This is a genomic window from Nannocystis pusilla (assembly GCF_020073745.1).
Classification (GTDB): Bacteria; Myxococcota_A; Polyangia; order Nannocystales; family Nannocystaceae; genus Nannocystis; species Nannocystis radixulma.
The window spans coordinates 259154-276999 of sequence record NZ_JAIRAU010000008.1 but is presented as its reverse complement, the minus strand read 5'-3'; the positions used below and the strand labels follow the sequence as shown (position 1 = coordinate 276999).

Sequence of the window (17846 nt, the reverse complement as noted above, 5' to 3'; positions counted from 1 at the left end):
TTCGGGTCGCGCCGTGTCTGGCGCCGACCGGGAGAGCGTCCCTGCGCCACGCCAGGCAGCGCGGCGCCGGGGAAGTCGTAGACTCCTGGCGATGTCCGACGCTCCCACCGGTCCCGGCGCGACGCAGCGGCGTGTGCTGCAGCTGGTGGAGCGGCACGGCTGGAACGTGACTGCGTTCCAGACCTTCGGCGCGGAGTTCACCTACTTCTTCCACGGGGACGGCTGCGTGGCCTATGTCGATACCGGGTCGGCGTGGGTGGCGGCCGGGGCCCCGATCGCGCCGACCGACGAGCTCGCCGCGATCGCCGACGCGTTCGTGCGTGCGGCCCGGGAGGCGCGCCGTCGCTGTTGCTTCGTCGCCACCGAGGATCGCTTCCTCGACGCGACGTCGGCCGCCCTGCGTGCGCTGGCGATCGGCGAGCAGCCCGTGTGGGATCCACAGACCTGGCCCGGCACGCTCCGGCGCCACTCCGGGCTGCGCGAGCAGCTGCGCCGCGCGCGGGCGAAGGGGGTGCGGGTGCGCCGGATCGATCCGGCCGAGCTCGACGCCGGTCCGCTCGCGGACGCGGCGGCGGAGCTGACCCGGCGGTGGCTCGCCACGCGCGCGATGCCGCCGATGCGGTTCCTCGTCGGCCTCGGCCCGTTCACGTTCCCGGAGCTGCGGCGGTGCTTCGTGGCCGAGCGCGACGGCCACGTCGTCGGCGTCGCCCACGTGATCCCGGTCCCGCGCCGCCGCGGGTGGTTCGTCGAGCACCTGCTGCGTGACCCGCAGGCGCCGAACGGGACCGTCGAGGTCCTCGTGGACGCGGTCATGCGCCGGGCGACGGAGGAGGGCTGCTCGTGGCTCACTCTCGGGACCGCGCCGCTGGCCGGCGCGGTCCCCCGGCCGTTGCGCTTCGCTCGCAGCCGCCTGCGCTTTCTCTACGACTTCGAGGGCCTGCAGCGCTTCAAGGCCAAGCTGCGGCCGGCCGAGTGGTGCCCGACGTTCTTGTCGTATCCGCCGTCGCAGGGCGTCATCGTCACGTTCGTCGACGTGCTCGCGGCGTTCGTGCCGGGCGGGCTCCTGCGCTTCGGCGCCCGCTGCCTCGCGCGCGGGCCGTCGGTGGTGCTGGTCGGGCTCGGGGCGCTGTTGGTGCCGTGGATTGTCCTCATGGCGAGCGCGTCGACCGAGCAGTGGTTCGCCGGCCGTGCGGGCGTGAAATGGGCGTGGGTCGGCTTCGACGTGCTCCTGCTGGTCGGCCTCGTCGTCCTGCAGCGGCGTCGCTCGCCGCGGCTCGCCACCGTGCTCGCGCTGGCCGTCACGGTCGACGCGCTCGTGACCCCCGTCGAGGCCGTGGTGTGGAACCTGCGGCAGATCCGCGGCTGGGTCGACGGCCTCGTGATCGCCGTGGCGTGCATCGGGCCGGCGCTGGCCGCCATCGTGCTGTGGGGTACGCGAGCCCGGCTCGTACGAATGGCGCGCGAGCCAGCCCGGGTGCGATAGGTGCTGTCGCCCGGTGCGCGATTGCGCACCCTGCGCCGATTCGCTGCGGCGAATCGTGGGATGGCGCGCCGCTCCCCGTGAACGGCTGCACGGCCGGGTGTGCCGGCGTCGGGCGCTGCTTCGGTTCATTAAAACTCGGGCCAGGAGTGATGCCTGCGAGTGTGAGCAATCGCTGGAGAGGCGTCCAGATCTACACGATCGGCCACTCGACGCGGACCCTCGACGAGCTGGTCGCGCTGCTGTGCTCGTTCGACGTCGCCGTGCTCGCGGACATCCGCACGGTCCCTCGCTCGCGGCACAACCCGCAATTCAACGGCGACACGCTGCCGGCGGCCCTTCGCCGCCGGCGCCTGAAATACGTGCACCTCCCGCACCTCGGCGGCCTGCGCCGTCCCAACAAGGACGCGACGAACAGCGCGTGGCGCAATCGGAGCTTCAAGGGGTTCGCCGATTATATGCAGACCGACGAATTCGCGGACGGGCTGGCCGAGCTCCGCGCCTGGGCGGCGAAGGGTCGGGTCGCGTTGATGTGCGCGGAGGCGGTGCCGTGGCGTTGCCACCGCTCGCTCGTCGCCGACGCGCTCACGGCTCGGGGCGCGCGGGTCGAGCACATCACCGGGCTGTCGCGCTCGTCTCCGCATCGCATGACCGCCTTCGCGGTGGTCGAGGGCGGGCGGGTGACCTACCCGGGCGACGGCGACGGCGGCGAGTCGCTCGCCACGTCCGCTCCGTTCCACCTCGAGGCGACGGTCCGGGTGCTGCAGCGCCGGCCGAGCAATCGCGTCGACGTGTGGGACGACGGCCGCTACCGGCGGGTGCTCCGGATCGCCGACCGGCTCGTGTTGGTCGAGGTCGAGGATCGCGGCACGGTCGACGCGCCCGACCTGCGCTGCGTGGTGGTCCACGGCGAGGTCTCGCGGGCGGCGCATCCGCAGCTCGCGGCCACCTTGCGCAAGGTGCTCGGCCTCGACGTCGATCCCGCTCCGCTGCTGCGGCTCACCACCGCCGATCGCAAGCTCCGCCCCACCGCCCTGGCGCTGCGGGGGATGCGACCGCCGCGCTTCGCGGAGTGGTTCGAGGTGTTCGCCAACGTCGTGCCGTTTCAGCAGGTGAGCCTCGACGCCGGCGCCGCGGTCGTCGCCCGGCTCGTCGAGCGCCTCGGCGAATCCATCGCGCACGGCGGTCGCCGCTTTCACGCCTTCCCGACCGCGGCGGCGGTCGCCTCGGCGCGCCTCACGACATTGCGGGCGTGTGGTTTGAGTGCGCGCAAGGCCGAGGTGCTGCGCCGGCTGGCCCGGGCGATCGCCTCCGGCGAGCTGGCGGAGGCGACGATCGCCGGCCTGGCCACGCCCGACGCGCTCGCGGCCCTCGCCGAGCTGCCCGGCATCGGCCCGTGGAGCGCGGCCCTGGTGCTGCTGCGCGGCCTCGGCCGCCTCGACGTGTTTCCGCCGGGCGATGTCGGGGTGGCCCGCGGGCTGCGCCCGCTGATGGGCCTCGCCGCGGACGCTCCGCTGGACGTCGAGGGCTTCGGCGATCGCCGCGGCTACCTGTACTTCTGCGCGCTCGGCGGCGACATGCTGGCGCGGGGTCTCATTCACGCGGCGCCGGCCTTGAAGCGCTCGACGAGCAGGCGCTCTGCGAGCAGGATCTACCGGGGCCGGGTCTGAGCAGCGCGGCGCGCCGGGGCATCACGCTCCGCGAGGGCGCGTGCTAGTAGAGGTGCGCGCCGCGCTGCGTTGCAACCCGTTGCGAGACCCAGAGCGGGCTCGGGAGGGCAGGAGGGCTTACCGATCCACTCGCAGAACGCCGACGTGAGCCAGGAAACGAGGGGGCCGGAGATCGGGGCGTTTTGCGAGTGGTCGTGGGATTTGGGCCAATATGTGGACGAGGTCTTGAGCGGCGGATGAACGCCCGCGTTCGGGCGGAGCGAGCAAGTCCTCGAGGTCGACTGCCGCGCGTTCGGTCCAGCGGGCCCGCATCCGCCCGCGCCCCGCGCCTGGTCGCCGAGATCGAGGCCGATCAAGAGCGCGAGCGCAACCGCGCCGACGAGCGCGACGAGGACGCAGCGCGCGAGCGGGGTTAACCCGCTTTTCGTGTCGCTAACTGGCCAGTTATCAGCTCCATTGGATCGAGCCCGCGGCCTACCTCCGCGACCTGCTCTGTCTGCTCCCGCCCTGGCCGCTCCCGCCCTGGCCGCTCCCGCCCTGGCCGCGGCGCCGCGTCCTCGAGCTCGCCCGGCCTTCTGGCAGGAGACTCTCAACAGGTGACGCTCAGCAGCGCTTGGCCACCAACGTCTTCCACCGCATGTCGCTCGGGAAGCATACGAGCGAGGTGTAGCCGAACAGCGGCTCAAACGGGAAGGCAGCTCGCCGGGGGTACATCAGAATGCGGCGAGTCCGGCGAACACACCAAAGTGCGGAAAGGCAAGCCCCGAGAGAATTGCGACCACCCGAGCTTCGCCGCCGACTACGCCCTTCACCCGTCCAGGTCGCCGAACTCCGAGCACCACGCCAAGGCGCACCTCGGCCTCAAGGGCATTCGGCGTGCTTCGCCACATCAGGAGCCCGCCACTAAATTGGTAGTACAGCCGATCGCCGGGACCCCCATGACCGAGCGCTGCGAGATGATGGCGATGGTACAGGATACCGTAATCACCACCCCAACTGAAAAACGCCGTCGCGCGCTCGGCCCCACCCAGGCTCAAGCTCGGCGCATATCCGAGGGCGGTCTTCCAGCGACGACCGAGCCGGCCCGTGCGCGGCCGCAGGGACGAGCCCACAAAGAGGGTCACCTCCCCGCTGGGCACTCCCGACAGCGTGCTCCATTGCAAGCCAAACAGAGCAGCCAGGACGAGATGACGCTCTCCCTTGTCCTGGGCAGCTGGCCCCTCCCTCATCGCAGGAGCAGTATGGAACAATAGCAAGCTGAGGGAAAGACCGAGCAGCATGGAGCGCCATGCTACTAGTTCGGAATACTCCGCAGCGAAAGATGGATCGTGCCCATAGATGAAAGATTATACGTGAGATTCAGCACGATGGCACCGCTCGAGGTCCGACTACCAACGATCTGCGTGATCGGCGCCGGAATGGTCTCGTGGCCGCTGGAGATCGGCATTCCATCCAGAGTGAGCGACCGATACCAGGCCTGGCCATTCATCTCCGCGGTCGGGAAGACGAGCGAGCCGCGCGTGTTGTAGTAAACGCCGGAGAACGGCTCGAGCGCCTGGAATCCCACCCCCCCAAGCGTGAACAGACCTCCATTGCCAGTGGCATCGGCATAGGCTCCGGAGAGATTCGTAGTGGGCGTCACGAGCGTGTGGATGACGATGTCACACGTCGTCGTATTGCAGTTGGACAACGAGTGTCCGATCAATCCGCGGAACTCGCCGATGCTCGCGGTCATGCCCTCCGGGGTCGTGAATGACACACCTCCCACGAACGGATCCTTGTCACCATCCTGCACCACGATCGGTTCGCCGTCGCATGTCATGTCCGGATCCGATCCCACCTTGGCAGGATGCTCCAAGGTGTCGTTCGTGTACGACATTCCGGACGCATCCGTCCAGGCTCCGTCTGACAGCACGCAGTCGACCAACTCCAGTACATCGCAGTCGGGTTCGGTGCACGCGTCCTTTACGAGGGTGTTGAAGTCGTTACACAAGGTTTCACAATCGCTCGCAGCGTCGTCTTCATCAATCGCGTTCGCTACGCACACGGAGTACTGCGGCTTCGCCATGTCCAGCTCCACCACAGAAGTCCAGCAGGCGTCGTACTGTGCGTCTTCGGGATGATCGAGGAGGTTGCGATTGTATTTATCACCACCGTAAGCATAGAGGTCGGGGTCCACGTCCGCGCACTTTTCCCGGGACCTGCGACTACAATAGTAGTCGCCGGGCCCGCCCCCGGTGTCCCCGGTCGTCGGAGTGCCGGATTCGCTACCTCCAGTGCCGTCGGTAGCCCCCGCACTGGCGCTGCCTGCGCTGGCGCTGCCCGCGCTCGCGCTCGCGCTCGCGCTCGCGCTCGCGCTATCGTTATCGTCTGAGTCACCGCATACGTATCCCTCAACCTCGCTGACCGCGGAACCACCGTAGACCATAAAGCCGTTGTACAGGGTTCCCACAAGATGGTTGCAATCGGACTGTGTGACGGTCGACTCATCCGGACTGAAGTTTTGGTCGTGGTCAATGTCGTCATACCAACTTTGTGAACAGTAGTCTTCAATGTCCGGTAGCGGACAGGTCTTCGGCATTTTGGTGCAGTACTACTTAGTAGTGTGCTCCACGGTGTTCACACATTTGAATAGGTACTTCTGGCCGTACAGACTTGCGCCGGGAGGACAGGCCGCAAGGAAGCCGAGCAATGCCCCGCTAGCTGGAATGACGAGCGGTGCCGACAGCGCTCGTTTTGACGCGATCGCCGCGACAACACGCAGAGCAGTGCGATAAACACGAACAGTACACTCACGAACGGTACACGAGTCTTGCATGGAATGCTAAATTCCATGCAGTCACCCGGAGGTCAAGACATGTCCGATGTGACAAGCATCATATTCCTGCGGCTTCCACGCAAGACTCCGCGGACATGGTTGTCCGCTCTCGGGGCAGACTCCGGGCCGAAAGAATGGTGCGCAAACTCATCTCAGACAGGTCTCGTGGAAGGCCCAGGGTCATTCATGCTCACAGATTCGGGGCCAAGACTGCGATAACGTACAAGTGAGCGTATGAAGCACGAACGGGCAGATCGAGAAGGCTGGCGCCGGGGGCCGGAAGGGCTTCCCCCGACGCGTCGATGGACGCCCGCCCTTACCGTAGTTGCCGGGGCGTTTCTCTCTCAGGCGGCGTGCCTGCCTCAGTTTGAGCAGATTGAGGGTGAGCGGGTCCTCTATGAGCACAGCGCGAGTCTTCAGGCGTGCGCGGGCAATGTTGACCACATGGACGCGGCCGTAGCACTGACGGAGACAATGCTGGGAGTTCGTGCCCCGGCTCCTCTGCGCTATTCATGGCTCGCCAAGGAAGACATCCCGAGATCGCGCCGGAAGTGGGTGGCTCAAGGGCTCGAAGGCGAGGGCCTCGGGCTTCACGCATGGGCCCTCGCGCCCGCCGAAGTCCACGAACTTGTGCATCTGGTCGCACAGGGTGACAACGCCCCACCCTTTTTTCTTGAAGGGCTGGCCGTGGCCCTCTCCGGCTTCGATGATAATCCGACACTAGGTGGCTTGCTGGGGGATAGCGATCCGAGGCCGAACATGGCAGCATCCAGCACGATCGAGGTCGACTATCTTACGGCGGGCCGCTTCGTAAAGTTCTTGCTGTTGCGCCACGGCCCTAACCCCTTCATGCGCTTCTACCACATGGGGTATCCGCCGCATACAATGCGCAAAATCCGCGCTAATTTTGCCCGGGCTTACGGGAGATCCCTCGATGATGAAGTCGACGAATACCGTGTGAGCCAGACGGCTTCGTGTGATTCGATTCGGCACGACGTCGTACCGTTCGCATGCCTCGGACCTGTCGTCGCGCGGGAGGGCAACGCCTGGACCATCGACGCCGACATGGATTGCGACTCCACTCATTTTGTGGGCGGGGTGGCGCACGAGCGCCTGGAGGGATGGATGGACTATACGGTGAACATTGATGTTCCCGGACGGCACTACGTACAGGTCGAAACAGCAGACTCCGAGGTCGAGCCAGAGATCAACTTTGGACCCTGCTTCGCGTGCCCCGAGAGTTTTTCGGGCAATTTTGATCCCGACGACAGCCAGGTCCCGAGGCAACTCGCAGCCGGACTCCACTACATTCGCGTGCATGCCTTCGACTCGTCGGTGAGGGTGACAATCCGACGCATCGCGTCCCAGCCTCAGGGGTAGCTGTCAAGGGTCGGCCTCATCACTCATGCTCAGCATGATCGAGAGAGTGCGTGGTGCCGTGGGAAGCGAGGCTCGATGGGCACGGGCAGTCGACGGCGCCGAGCAAACGCTCGGCGAAGAAGCGATGTGCACACGGGCTGGTGACAAGAGCCTGCCGACGCCACTTCCGTCGCAACCGGCGAGGTCGCGCGCGCGGTGGCGGGTCGGCGACGGGTCGCTCGACTTCGGGATACGGCTTGGGTCCGCTACTCACAAACGACATGTCCGAGAAGCCATGAGACCTCGGCTCGAGGACATGCGCGAAGAGCCAGGTCAGCTCGGCAGCACGCGCACGACCGCCCCGGCGACCTTGTGATCGAGCCGGCGGGCGGCGAGGTCCCACTCGGCCTTGAACGCCCCGTGAGGCACGAGCTCGATCCGCGGCGGGCGCAGCAGGCGTTGCGCGCGGAGGTGGGCGTAGGCGGGGCTGCGGCGGGCCAGGTCGTCGTCGATCGAGCGGCCGAGGCGGGCGCGGAAGTCGGCCCGGGCCACGCCCTGGACCTCGACCTGGACGTGCAGTCCGGTCGCGCGCAGCGGCTGGCGGACGCCGGACACGTCGGCGGAGCCGAGCTCGGTGTCGACGAAGTGGTTGGGGCGCGAGTCGGCGGGCGACGGGGCGTCGGCCACGCTCTGGGGGTCGGGGCCGACGGTCGCGGCGACCAGCGCGGGGTCCTCCGGGCGGAACGCCGCGCGCACGCTGGCGGCCAGCTCGGCGCCGGGCAGCGACAGGCCGGCGAGCGGGACCGCGGGGTCGGGCGCGGGCAGGCGGACCACGCGGGGGCGGGGGAACGGCACCAGCGCGGTCGGCGGGTCGAAGCCGACCACGCGCACGAACTCGCCGGTGCGGAGCCGCAGGCAACCTGTCCCCGAGGACACCACGAGCTCGTAGCGGTCGCCGACGATCGCGTGCTCGGGCCACAGCGCGGGCGCCTCGGCCGAGCCGCGGCGCTCGTCGGCGGGCGGCAGCAGCTCGACGATCGCGCTCGCCAGGGCGAGGGTGAAGCTGCGGGCCGGCGGGCGCAGCGAGGGCAGCCCGAGCCGGCCGGCGCGCGGGTCGATCCACCCGGCGGCGTGCAGCTCGGCGCGGGCGCGCAGGCGCAGGCGCACGTCGAAGCTGGCGAGCAGCAGGCGCAGGCCGGGCAGGCGCCGCTCGAGCGGTCCGCGGGCCTGCTCCTCGAGGCAGGCGAACGCGGCCGCGCTCGGGCTGAGCAGCAGGCCCGGCTCGAACGCGGCCAGGCGCTCGAGCGCGTGGGCCGGGTCGTCGAGCGCGTGCAGCCGCAGCACCTCGGCCCCGAGCGCGGCGAGGTCGTCCTCGGCGATCGCGTCGACTGCGGGGTCGGCCCGCCGGGCCTGCAGCAGGCCGGCGCGCAGGGGGGTCTCTCCGGACATGCCCGATCCGACATGTTCGGAGAGCCATGTCCTCCAGACCATGACGACCTCGTCGCGCTCGGCCGCGGCGCCGGCGTCGGCCGGGTCGGCGCCTCCAGGGCCGGAGGGGGCCAGGTCGAGGAGCGAGTCGACGCGGGCGGCGTGGGCGCGGGCGTCGAGGAGGGGGACCTGGGCGCGCAGGTCGGGCAGGCCGGCGAGGCGGTGCAGGCCGAACGTGCGGCCGAGCTCACCGCCGCCGAGCTGGTCGACGAGGCGCTCGAGGCAGCGCTCGCGTCCCGGTGCGCGCAGCGGCCGCGGCGTGTCGGACATGGCGCTCCGGTCAGCCCGTGCCGAGCTCGCGGCGGAGGGCGGCGACGACGCGGGTGGCGTGCTGGCGGCGCTCGCGGAGCGACCCGGCCTGCTGGGCGACGGCGAGGCCGTCGACGCCGGCGATGAAGCGCTCGAGGTGGGCGAGCGCCTGGCCCTTGCCGCCGACGGCCAGCAGCGCGCGGGCGAGGCCGTAGTGGCCCTCGAGCGAGTCGGGCACGGCGCGCAGCAGCTGGCGGTAGCCGGCGATCGCCGTCTCGGGGTCACCTGACCGAAGGGCCAGGGCGGCGAGGTTGGCCTGGGCCTCGTGCTGGCCGGGGTCGCAGCGCAGCGCCTGGTCGAAGTGGTCGCGGGCGCCGTCGAGGTCGCCGACGGCGGCCAGCAGCGCGCCGAGGTTGGTGTAGGCCGCGGCGAACTCGGGGTCGAGGTCGAGGGCGCGGTCGTAGGCCTCGCGGGCCTCGGTGAACGCGGGGTCGTCGGGGTCGTCGCCGGTCCACGCGGCCTCCCGGTCGCAGGCGTACAGGAACCACTCGTAGGCGCTGCGCTCGGGCGCCGGGCCTTGCGGGCGCGGCATCGCCAGCACCTGCGCGACCTCCTGGTGGAGCGCCTGCACCTCGAGGTCGAGCAGCACCTGGCCGGTCGCGGCCTCGAAGCTGTGGGTGTGGTCCTCGACGACCACGCGCTCGTGTTCGCAGCGGACGCGCAGGCGGGCCAGCGGTTGGTCGACCTCGGGCAGCTTGACGCGCAGCGAGTCGAGGCTGCGGCGCACGCGTTGCAGCGGCATGCCGGCGCCGAGCAGCTCGCGCGCGACCTTGATGGCGATGAGGTCGCGGAAGCTGTAGAAGGTGCGCCCGCGGACGCGGATCGACGGGCAGATGAAGCCGGTCTGGGCCCAGTAGCGCAGCCGGCTCTCCGGCAGCTCGAACAGCCGCGACACGTCGCGCACGGCGTAGGCCGACTGCGCCGACGTCTCGGCGTCGGCGATGCTGGTCTCGTTCGTCTCGCTCATCGGTTGCTCGCCTCGCGTGTCGCCCCCAGCGATACCATGGCATCGCCGTCGATGAAGATGCGCGTCCCCTCGCTGCGCACGTGATGATCGATCTCCACGTGCAGCTGCGCGGCCGGCACACCCGCGAGCCGCGCCAGCTCCGGCCGCGCCAGCGTGATCAGCTTGTGCCGCACGCGCGCGCTGCCCAGCATCAACTCCGCCAGCTTGTCCGCGGTCGCCACGTCGGCCGGCTCGCAGAAGTGGGCGGCGCAGCGCCGGAGGTCGATCGTCACCATCACCGTGGCGTAGAACCGCTGGCCCGGCGCGCGGCGCCCGCGGCCGAGCTCGGGGCCCGCCTCGATCACGTGCTCGCCGTACTTGAACAGCAGCTCGAGGGCGCTGGGGGCGAGGACCTCGCGGACCTCTCGCCGGATGAGCTGGACCTTCTGGACCTTCGCCCAGCCCGGTTCGGGCAATTGCGCCTTGGGCGCGGCGGAAGCTCGGGGTCGTCGGGCGGCCATGGGTCTACTAGTATGCTCATGTAGGATAACATCCTCCAAATTTCAGGCGGGCGCGGGACCGCCCGCGAACGAGTATCCTGCGGCCATGCCGACCGCCAAGCATGCCCGTGGGGACGTGCTGTTCGTCCTCGACCCGCTGGAGACGATCCACCCGAAGAAGGACAGCTCGTACTTGATGATCGCCGAGGCGCTGCGGCGAGGTTACCAGCCGTGGTCGGTCGAATTGCCGGGGCTGCTGCTCCGCGGGGCCGAGGCGGTGGCGCGGGCCTATCCTCTTGGGTTGCATGAACCCGGCGCGCCGCTCGCCCCGACCGGCGACCCGCAGGTGCGCAGCCTGGCGAGCTTCCGCGTGGTGGTGATGCGCAAGGACCCGCCGGTCGACCCCGACTTCGTGACGGCGACCTGGTGCCTCGACCGCGCGGTGAGCCACACGCTCGTGATCAACCAGCCGCAAGGGCTGCGTGACCTGAGCGAGAAGCTGGCGATCCTCGATTTCCCGGAGTTCATCCCGCGGACGTTCTTGCTGAGAAATCTTGGTGATCTGCGTGACGCTCTCGACGAACTCGGCGGGCAGATGATCATCAAGCCGGTGTTCGGATTCGGCGGACGCGAGGTGCTGATCGCCCGCGAGGGCGACCCCAACCTCAGCACGCTGTTCGAGCTGGCGACCCGCGACGGTTCGACCTGGACGATCGCGCAGGAGTTCGTGCCGGCGGCCAAGAACGGTGACAAGCGGATCTTGCTGGTCGACGGCGAGCCGATCGGGGCGGTGATGCGGGTGCCGGCCGAGGGCGAGCTGCGCAACAACTTCCACGCCGGCGGCAGCGCGGCGCTGACCCAGCTGACCGCCCGCGACCGGGAGATCTGCGCGCGCCTGGGGCCCTTCCTCCGCGAGCGCGGGCAGTTCTTCGTCGGTATCGATGTCCTCGGCGAGTTCCTCACCGAGATCAATGTGACCAGCCCGACGGGGATGCAGGAGATCAATCGCCTCGGCGGGCTGACCGGCGAGGAGACCATGCAGGCGAGGTTCTGGGCCGCCCTCGAGCCGCGGCTGCGCTAGCACCGCCGCACGACCCAAGCCGCGCGAATGATGCTAGATTGGTGTCCCCCCTTCCGATGACCAGCCCGACCGAGCTCGCGTCCCTGGTGCGCGCCGCGATCCCGCGCCTCTACGCATTCGCGTACGTGATGTGCGGCGCGCGCGAAGGGGCTTTCGTACATGTCCGAGAGGCCATCCGCAACGTCGACGTCGAGGCGCTGACCGGCGCCGCGCGCCCCGCGGACTGGCTGCTCGGCCGCCTCGCGCGCGGCATCGAGGACGCGCTCGGGCGCAAGGCCGACCACAGCTTCGTGATCCTCGACAACCTGCTGCGCAGCGACGAGACCCAGCCGATCGACCCCGGCAAGTCGCCGATCGATGGCGATCTGTCGCGCGTGCCGGTGCTGCTGTGGGAGCTCAAGCGCACCTGCCTGGCCTCGGTGCTCGGGGCGCTGCCGCCGGGCGTGCGCGTGTCGTTCGTCGTCACCGACCTGCTCGGCTTCCCGCCCGCCGCCGCCGCCGAACTGCTGGGGATCAAGGAGAGCGCCTTCCGCGTCCGCCTCACCCGCGCGCGCCGCCGCCTCGAAGACTACCTGGCCCCCCGCTGCGGCCACATCGACCGCCACAACCCCTGCTATTGCGAGGGCCGCCTGACCCTGGCCCTCGAGACAGATTTCGTCAAGCTCCCGCCCCACACCGCCGACATCCCGGCCGCCGCCTACAACGACGAGCCCGAACACCGCGACATCGCCGAGCTGTACCGCACCCTGCCGCCCGTGCAGCTCACCCCGGAGCAGACCGACGCCCTCGTGGCCGCCGCGCTCGGCGACGAGGCCGTCGCGGCTCCGGAAGAATCGCCGACAGAAGAGTGAGACGTGCGCCGGACGTCGCCCGGCGACGCGGAGCACGAGCCGTCGAGCGGGCGGGGAATCTCAGCCCACGCGGAGGCCGAGGAGCCGCCAGGCCTGCACACGGACACCGCCGCACTGTTCATGAAGTTCGACGCCCTGCGGCTCACCCGCGGATGAACGCGAGCAGGTCGCGGTTCACGCGATCGATGTGTGTGATGAACAGCCCGTGCGGCGCCCCTTCATAAACCTCGAGGCGCGCGCCGGCGATGCCGGCCGCCGTGCGACGGCCGAGCGCGAGCGGCGTGGACACGTCGCGGTCGCCGTGGAGGATCAGCGTCGGGCGATCGATCGCCGCGAGGTCGGGGCGCTGGTCGGAGAACGCCACCGCACGCTGCGTGGCGATCGCCACGTCGACGGGCGTACTCAGCAGTTCGGACACCAGCCATGAGCGCATCGCCGCCGACGTCTCGGGGACGAAGAACGGCGCCTCGTTCTCGGCGGCCCAGCGCGGGAAGTCGCGCGCCCAGCCCGCAAACACCGCCTCGAACACGACGTCGGGGATCCCCTCGAGGTTGTCGGGGAGCCGGCGCAGCACCGGCGTCAGCGGCCCGAGCAGGGCGATCCGTGCGACGCGCGACGAGCCGTGGCGGGCGACGTAGCGCAGGATCTCCGCGCAGCCGAGCGAGTGACCGATCAACGTCACGCCGCGCAGGTCGAGGTGCGCGAGCACGGCCGCGAGGTCGTCGGCCAGCGTGTCGAGCTCGTAGCCCGCGGTCGCCGGGCTCGAGCGCCCGTGACCGCGGCGATCGAAGGTGACGCAGCGCAGGCCGGCCGCGCGCAGGGCATGCACCTGGTACTGCCACATCGAGCTCGACAGCCCCCAGCTGTGCACGAACACGGCCGCCGGGCCGTCGCCGCCGCTGTCACGATAGAACAGGGTCTCGCCGTCGGGCAGCGTCACGGTGTTGCCGCGCGGCCGGGGCGGCAGCGCGTCGAGGAAGCCGGTGACGCTGGCGAACCGGCCGTCGGGCGCGACCGTAGCGAAGTCGGTGCCGCCGGCGACCGCCGGCCCGCCCGCGGGCGCGAGCGACCACGCGAAGCGCAGGTTGTCGCCGTGGCGGTCGGCGGCGCCGCGCGGCACGAACGCGAAGCCGGGGAACTTCGCCTGGATCGCGCCGATCATCGCGTCGATGCCGACGTGCCCCTCGCTCGCGGCGAGCGGATCGACGTAGCGCGCGTCGGCGGTGAAGGTCGCGGCGATCAGCGCGGCGCGCCGGGCGTCGTCGCGCTCGTTCCAGGCGGCGAGGTAGCGGTCGACGAGGTGCTGGGGCTCGGTGGTCGTGGTCATGCACCGAGGTTGGGCCCGCGCCGCCGTCGGGTCGATTACCTGCGGGGTAACGATCGGATTACCCGCGAGGTAATGGAGCGCCGGCGCGGGACGACTACACTCGCCGGGCCATGCAGAGTCCAACCCGGCCGATCGGCACCCTCCTGCGGCAGTGGCGCGAGCAACGGCACATGAGCCAGCTGGCGCTCGCCGCCACGGCCAACATCTCGACCAAGCACGTCAGCTTCCTCGAGTCCGGACGCGCCACGCCGAGCCGCGACATGGTGCTCAAGCTCGCCGACGTCCTGTCGATCCCGCTGCGTGCCCGCAACGCGCTGCTGCTCGCCGCCGGGCACGCGCCGATGTACTCACAGCACCCGCTCGACGCGCCCGAGCTGGCGAGCGCGCGCCGGGCGATCGACCTGCTGCTCGCGGGTCACGAGCCATACCCGGCGATAGCGATCGATCGCCACTGGAACCTCGTCGCGGCCAACCGCGCGTTCGCGCCCCTCGTCAGCGACCTGCCGGCGCGCCTGCGCGAGCCGCCGATGAACGTGCTGCGCGCGAGCCTGGCGCCCGACGGGCTGTGGCCGCGGATCGTCAACGCCGCGGAGTGGCGCGCGCACGTCCTGCAGCGCCTGCAGCAGCAGATCGACGCGAGCGCCGATCCGGTGCTCGTCGCGCTGCGCGCCGAGCTCGGCGGCGATCAGGCGGTCGCCGGCCACGGGACCGATCTCGTCGCGACGCTGCGCCTGCGCATCGGCGACGCCGTGCTGTCGTTCCTCAGCACGACGACCATCTTCGGCAGTCCCGTCGACGTCACGCTGTCGGAGCTCGCTATCGAGTCGTTCTTCCCCGCCGACCCTGCGACCGCGGAGGCGCTGCGTCACGGACAATAGGGCATGATGCGGGAGATCCAGCAGCGAACGCTTCGGCGAATGTTCCTGGTATTGTCGCAGGCGCCGACGCCTGAGACCTGCTCGAGAGCGTGGGGCCGGTGACACGAATCGACTGGCGAGCCACGGGCCACGCCGATCTGGATGCTCCGCTCGAGGAGGTCCGCTTGCCCGTCCCGAACCCATCCGCGGCGAAAGCCGGCGGCTTCGACGCGCTGGCCCGCGAGCTGGGCGCGATGGGGCTGCTCTGAGTCATGGCGCGCGCCGGTAGTGCATGGCGACCGCGCCGCTGCGGAGCGGCTTCGCCGAGACCAGCTCGAGCCGTCGCGTGCTGGGCAGCCCGCTCTGGTACAGGGTGGGGCCGTGGCCGGCGATCCTGGGGTGGACGAGGAACTTGTACTCGTCGATCAGATCCAGCCGGTCCAGCTCGGTCGCGAGCTTGCCGCTACCGAGGAGCACGCCGGCCGGGGTCGCGTCCTTGAGCCTCTGCACGCCCGTTTGCAGGTCGCCGGCGATGTGGTGGCTGTTGGTCCACGGGAAGTCCTTTCGCGTCGACGACACCACGTACTTGGGCTTGGCCTCCAGCTTGACCGCCCACTCGCGCATCGCCGGCGGCGCCTCCTCGTCGCCGCGGGCGACCGCCGGCCAGTAGCTCTCCATCATCTCGTAGGTGACGCGGCCCCACAGCATCGCCCCGCCCTCGTCCAGGAGGCGGGTGAAGAAGGCGTGTGTCTCGTCGTCGGCGATTCCCTCCTGGTGGTCGACGCAGCCGTCCAGGGTGACGTTGATGCTGAAGGTCAAGAGTCCCATGCGGCGAGTCTAAGCCATACACTCCTGGCGATGGAACGGCAGGCCGTCGCAGAACTTGTCGCCGAGGATGTACGCCAGGAGCGAAGATGTCGCTCGCGCGCGCGGCAGGATCATCCGTGCGCCCGGCGGCCTCGCCGTCGATCCGCTTGGCCGTCCCGAGACGGAACTGCTTGGGTGTCCCCGATGGCGAGCGCCTACCCGTAGCGGTCTGCGAGCGGCAGCCGCGGGCCCATGGAGCACCGGCGGGCGGCGCGAGGTCGGCGGCGCGCGATGCCCACGAATCCCCGCAGCTGCAACGCTCGGCGAGCGCAGTGTGACAGCGGTCGCTGCAATTTACGCGAGGCTCCCTACAATTCTTGCTCATCTCTTCGGCCGCGTCCCTCGCCTGAGCGCGGCTCTTCCAGCGTTATCCGTTGCTCTGCGGCGGCGGCTGCTTTGGGTTGCCCGCGCCACGCGCGGCGGGCCGGCGCGCAGAATCATTGAGAGTGAGGGGGCCTTGGATTCGCAAGATATTGCGCCGTACCGGCCCCTGCCGCCGCAGCGGTGGGCTTCCTGCCGACGAGTCAATTCTGGCATCATGCGGCGCTCACGCCCATCTCCATCGTTTTCTGGGTCGGCGCCGCCGTCGTCTTCACCTTCTTCGACTTCTTCGCCCTGGTGTGGTGGCAGCAGTCACTCGTGTGGATGGTGTTCTGGTGGGTCTGGGCCGGATTGGTGGAGCGATATACCAGGAGATACCTGGCTCGCCGGCGTATGCGTGCGCTTGCAGGTCCACGTACGGACCCACCGGAGGGCCTCGAGGATGCGACCGTCGTGGCTCCTCCGAGCGGGCTGACGCCCGTCCCGGAACCGCCCGATCTGCCGTCGCACGCTTATGCGCCGTCACGAACGCCGGGGTCGAGGCTGGTGTTGGTACAGCGGGTCGAGTCCTGGGATCTCGCGTACGAAAGGCTGTTCGGACGCGGCGCAGGAGCGGCCCAGTTCGCGTTCAACCTCGCGTTCGGGCTGGCGATCTTCTACCCGAGCTGGATCGTCAAGCTGCTGGGAATTCTGTCGCTGCTTGGCGCTGCGCGTTGCGTCGGATCGTGGGAACGCCGGTCACTCGGACGCGAGCAAGGAGCGCTCCCACCGAGCTCCCGGCCCGGACGGCCGACGAACCCGTCGTCATCGGGCACAGGCGCCGCTGAACCGCCGGGGAGGCGGGCGTGACAGCACTCGCCGGCCGCGGCGCTCACTCCGTGGTGAATTTATAAGAGATGTCCTGGGGGACAGGTTCGTGCCGAGAACTCACTCGTCCGCGCTGCCGAGCACCTGCACGCGCAGCTGGGCGGCCCACGCGTCGAGGTTGGCGAGCGTGCTGCGGAGGAGCACGGCCGAGGTGCTGAGCTCGCGCAGGCGCTCCTCGAGCAGCTCGCGGCCGCGGCGGAGGCGGGTCTTGGCGGTGCCGACGGGGATCGACAGCACCTCGGCCAGCTCGGCCGCGGTGATGCCCTCCCAGTAGTGCAGCTCGAGCACCACCTGGTAGTCGACCGGCAGCCGCCGCAGCCCCTCGAGCAGCAGGCGCTGCTCCTGGCGGGCCGCGACCGCGCTGATCGGCGACGACAGCTGATGCGCCGAGTCTGCCTCGAAGTCGACGCGGGCCTCGGCGCGCCGCACCTCGCGGTAGTGCTTGCACAGCATCTTGTAGGCGATCGAAAACAGGTAGCTGCGGAAGGCCGCCTCGTGGCGGAACCGTTCGCGGCCCTCGAGGCAGGCCAGGAAGGTCCGCTGGATCAGGTCCGGCCCGGCCTCGCCCACCTTGTTGCGGAAGAAGCGCGCGATCGCGGCGTAGTGGCGCGAGAACAGGCGCTTTCCGGCCTCCCGATCGCCGCCGCGCCAGGCGTCCACGAGCGCGGTGTCGCTGTCCTCCACCACCGCGGGCGATGTTAACAGACGGAGCAGGGAGGGCGCTGACCGGTCACCGGGGCGATCCTGTCGAGGCTGCCGGCACGCGGTGGACGCCGGACAGCGACGACGGGGATCCGCCACGGCCGCGGCGCAGCGAGCGGGGTCCGAGCGCCCGGTCGGGCTGGCCGATCTGCGCCCCGCCGGTTCGCGGTGCAGCGAGCGGGCAAGGCCGGTTCGGCCGCGACGGCGCCGGCCGGGCTGGCCGATCGCCCGCGGTCGACAACAATCGTCGCTGGCACGTCGCGGAGCTCAGGAAGATCGGCGCGCTCTTGCGCGTACACTCGCGCGTGCCGGGCAGATTATCCGCGAATGCGGACTTCCTCTGTGAGGATCACCCCCGTCACCATCCTCGGGGTCTGCCGTAGCGAAGAAAGTTCCCGCGGGC

16 protein-coding genes are annotated in these 17846 nt (G+C 70.0%); 8 read left to right on the top strand and 8 right to left on the bottom strand.

The features are described 5' to 3' along the window. The first annotated feature begins 91 nt into the window (after nucleotides 1-91). Both K7C98_RS10910 and K7C98_RS10905 read left to right on the top strand, forming a co-directional pair. Nucleotides 92-1483 carry a DUF2156 domain-containing protein gene (locus tag K7C98_RS10910; RefSeq protein ID WP_224191532.1) on the top strand — a complete coding sequence of 464 codons (1392 nt, stop codon included), beginning with the start codon at nucleotides 92-94 and terminating at the stop codon, nucleotides 1481-1483. A 161-nt stretch (nucleotides 1484-1644) separates the two neighbouring features. After that, nucleotides 1645-3150: a DUF488 family protein gene (locus K7C98_RS10905; RefSeq protein WP_224191531.1), complete on the top strand. Its 1506-nt coding sequence runs from the start codon at nucleotides 1645-1647 to the stop codon at nucleotides 3148-3150. Between the two features lie 713 nt (nucleotides 3151-3863). On the opposite strand, the gene K7C98_RS10900 is transcribed toward K7C98_RS10905, so the two are convergent. Both K7C98_RS10900 and K7C98_RS10895 read right to left on the bottom strand, forming a co-directional pair. Further along, the gene (locus K7C98_RS10900; protein WP_224191530.1) at nucleotides 3864-4430 is read right to left on the bottom strand and encodes a hypothetical protein; all 567 of its coding nucleotides are present in this window, start codon (nucleotides 4428-4430) and stop codon (nucleotides 3864-3866) included. A 14-nt stretch (nucleotides 4431-4444) separates the two neighbouring features. Further along, on the bottom strand, nucleotides 4445-5329 hold the full coding sequence (locus K7C98_RS10895) for a hypothetical protein (protein WP_224191529.1): 885 nt from the start codon (nucleotides 5327-5329) through the stop codon (nucleotides 4445-4447). Nucleotides 5330-6202: 873 nt separating this feature from the next. Here K7C98_RS10895 and K7C98_RS10890 point away from each other — a divergent pair. Then, entirely contained in the window at nucleotides 6203-7348 is a 1146-nt protein-coding gene (locus K7C98_RS10890; protein WP_224191528.1) for a hypothetical protein, read from the top strand. 312 nt (nucleotides 7349-7660) lie between these two features. On the opposite strand, the gene K7C98_RS10885 is transcribed toward K7C98_RS10890, so the two are convergent. From K7C98_RS10885 to K7C98_RS10875, 3 genes are read right to left on the bottom strand one after another with little or no spacing between them, the layout of a single operon-like run. Next, nucleotides 7661-9085: a GH3 auxin-responsive promoter family protein gene (locus K7C98_RS10885; protein WP_224191527.1), complete on the bottom strand. Its 1425-nt coding sequence runs from the start codon at nucleotides 9083-9085 to the stop codon at nucleotides 7661-7663. 10 nt (nucleotides 9086-9095) lie between these two features. Beyond that, nucleotides 9096-10091, bottom strand: coding sequence for a helix-turn-helix domain-containing protein (locus tag K7C98_RS10880; RefSeq protein ID WP_224191526.1), 996 nt, complete (start codon nucleotides 10089-10091; stop codon nucleotides 9096-9098). Beyond that, nucleotides 10088-10591, bottom strand: a complete 504-nt coding sequence (locus K7C98_RS10875; RefSeq protein WP_224191525.1) for a hypothetical protein — start codon at nucleotides 10589-10591, stop codon at nucleotides 10088-10090. The genes K7C98_RS10880 and K7C98_RS10875 overlap by 4 nt, the downstream gene beginning before the upstream one ends. Before the next feature lie 85 nt (nucleotides 10592-10676). Between K7C98_RS10875 and gshB the strand changes: the two genes are divergently transcribed. Further along, entirely contained in the window at nucleotides 10677-11651 is a 975-nt protein-coding gene (gene gshB / locus K7C98_RS10870) for a glutathione synthase (protein WP_224191524.1), read from the top strand. A gap of 41 nt (nucleotides 11652-11692) precedes the next feature. After that, on the top strand, nucleotides 11693-12502 hold the full coding sequence (locus tag K7C98_RS10865; RefSeq protein ID WP_224191523.1) for a sigma factor-like helix-turn-helix DNA-binding protein: 810 nt from the start codon (nucleotides 11693-11695) through the stop codon (nucleotides 12500-12502). A gap of 142 nt (nucleotides 12503-12644) precedes the next feature. Here the strand turns inward: K7C98_RS10865 and K7C98_RS10860 are convergent, their stop codons facing one another. Beyond that, complete coding sequence (locus tag K7C98_RS10860) at nucleotides 12645-13829, bottom strand: alpha/beta fold hydrolase (RefSeq protein WP_224191522.1); 1185 nt, start codon at nucleotides 13827-13829, stop codon at nucleotides 12645-12647. A gap of 110 nt (nucleotides 13830-13939) precedes the next feature. Here K7C98_RS10860 and K7C98_RS10855 point away from each other — a divergent pair, with 110 nt between their 5' ends. Both K7C98_RS10855 and K7C98_RS10850 read left to right on the top strand, forming a co-directional pair. Next, nucleotides 13940-14707: a helix-turn-helix domain-containing protein gene (locus tag K7C98_RS10855; RefSeq protein WP_224191521.1), complete on the top strand. Its 768-nt coding sequence runs from the start codon at nucleotides 13940-13942 to the stop codon at nucleotides 14705-14707. A 98-nt stretch (nucleotides 14708-14805) separates the two neighbouring features. Further along, entirely contained in the window at nucleotides 14806-14955 is a 150-nt protein-coding gene (locus K7C98_RS10850; protein ID WP_224191520.1) for a hypothetical protein, read from the top strand. 1 nt (nucleotide 14956) lies between these two features. On the opposite strand, the gene K7C98_RS10845 is transcribed toward K7C98_RS10850, so the two are convergent. Continuing rightward, entirely contained in the window at nucleotides 14957-15514 is a 558-nt protein-coding gene (locus tag K7C98_RS10845) for a dihydrofolate reductase family protein (protein ID WP_224191519.1), read from the bottom strand. 543 nt (nucleotides 15515-16057) lie between these two features. Here K7C98_RS10845 and K7C98_RS10840 point away from each other — a divergent pair. Beyond that, nucleotides 16058-16723, top strand: coding sequence for a hypothetical protein (locus tag K7C98_RS10840; RefSeq protein ID WP_224191518.1), 666 nt, complete (start codon nucleotides 16058-16060; stop codon nucleotides 16721-16723). A 78-nt stretch (nucleotides 16724-16801) separates the two neighbouring features. Here K7C98_RS10840 and K7C98_RS10835 read toward each other — a convergent pair whose 3' ends face one another. Beyond that, nucleotides 16802-17428, bottom strand: a complete 627-nt coding sequence (locus K7C98_RS10835) for an RNA polymerase sigma factor (RefSeq protein WP_224191517.1) — start codon at nucleotides 17426-17428, stop codon at nucleotides 16802-16804. Nucleotides 17429-17846 lie beyond the last annotated feature (418 nt).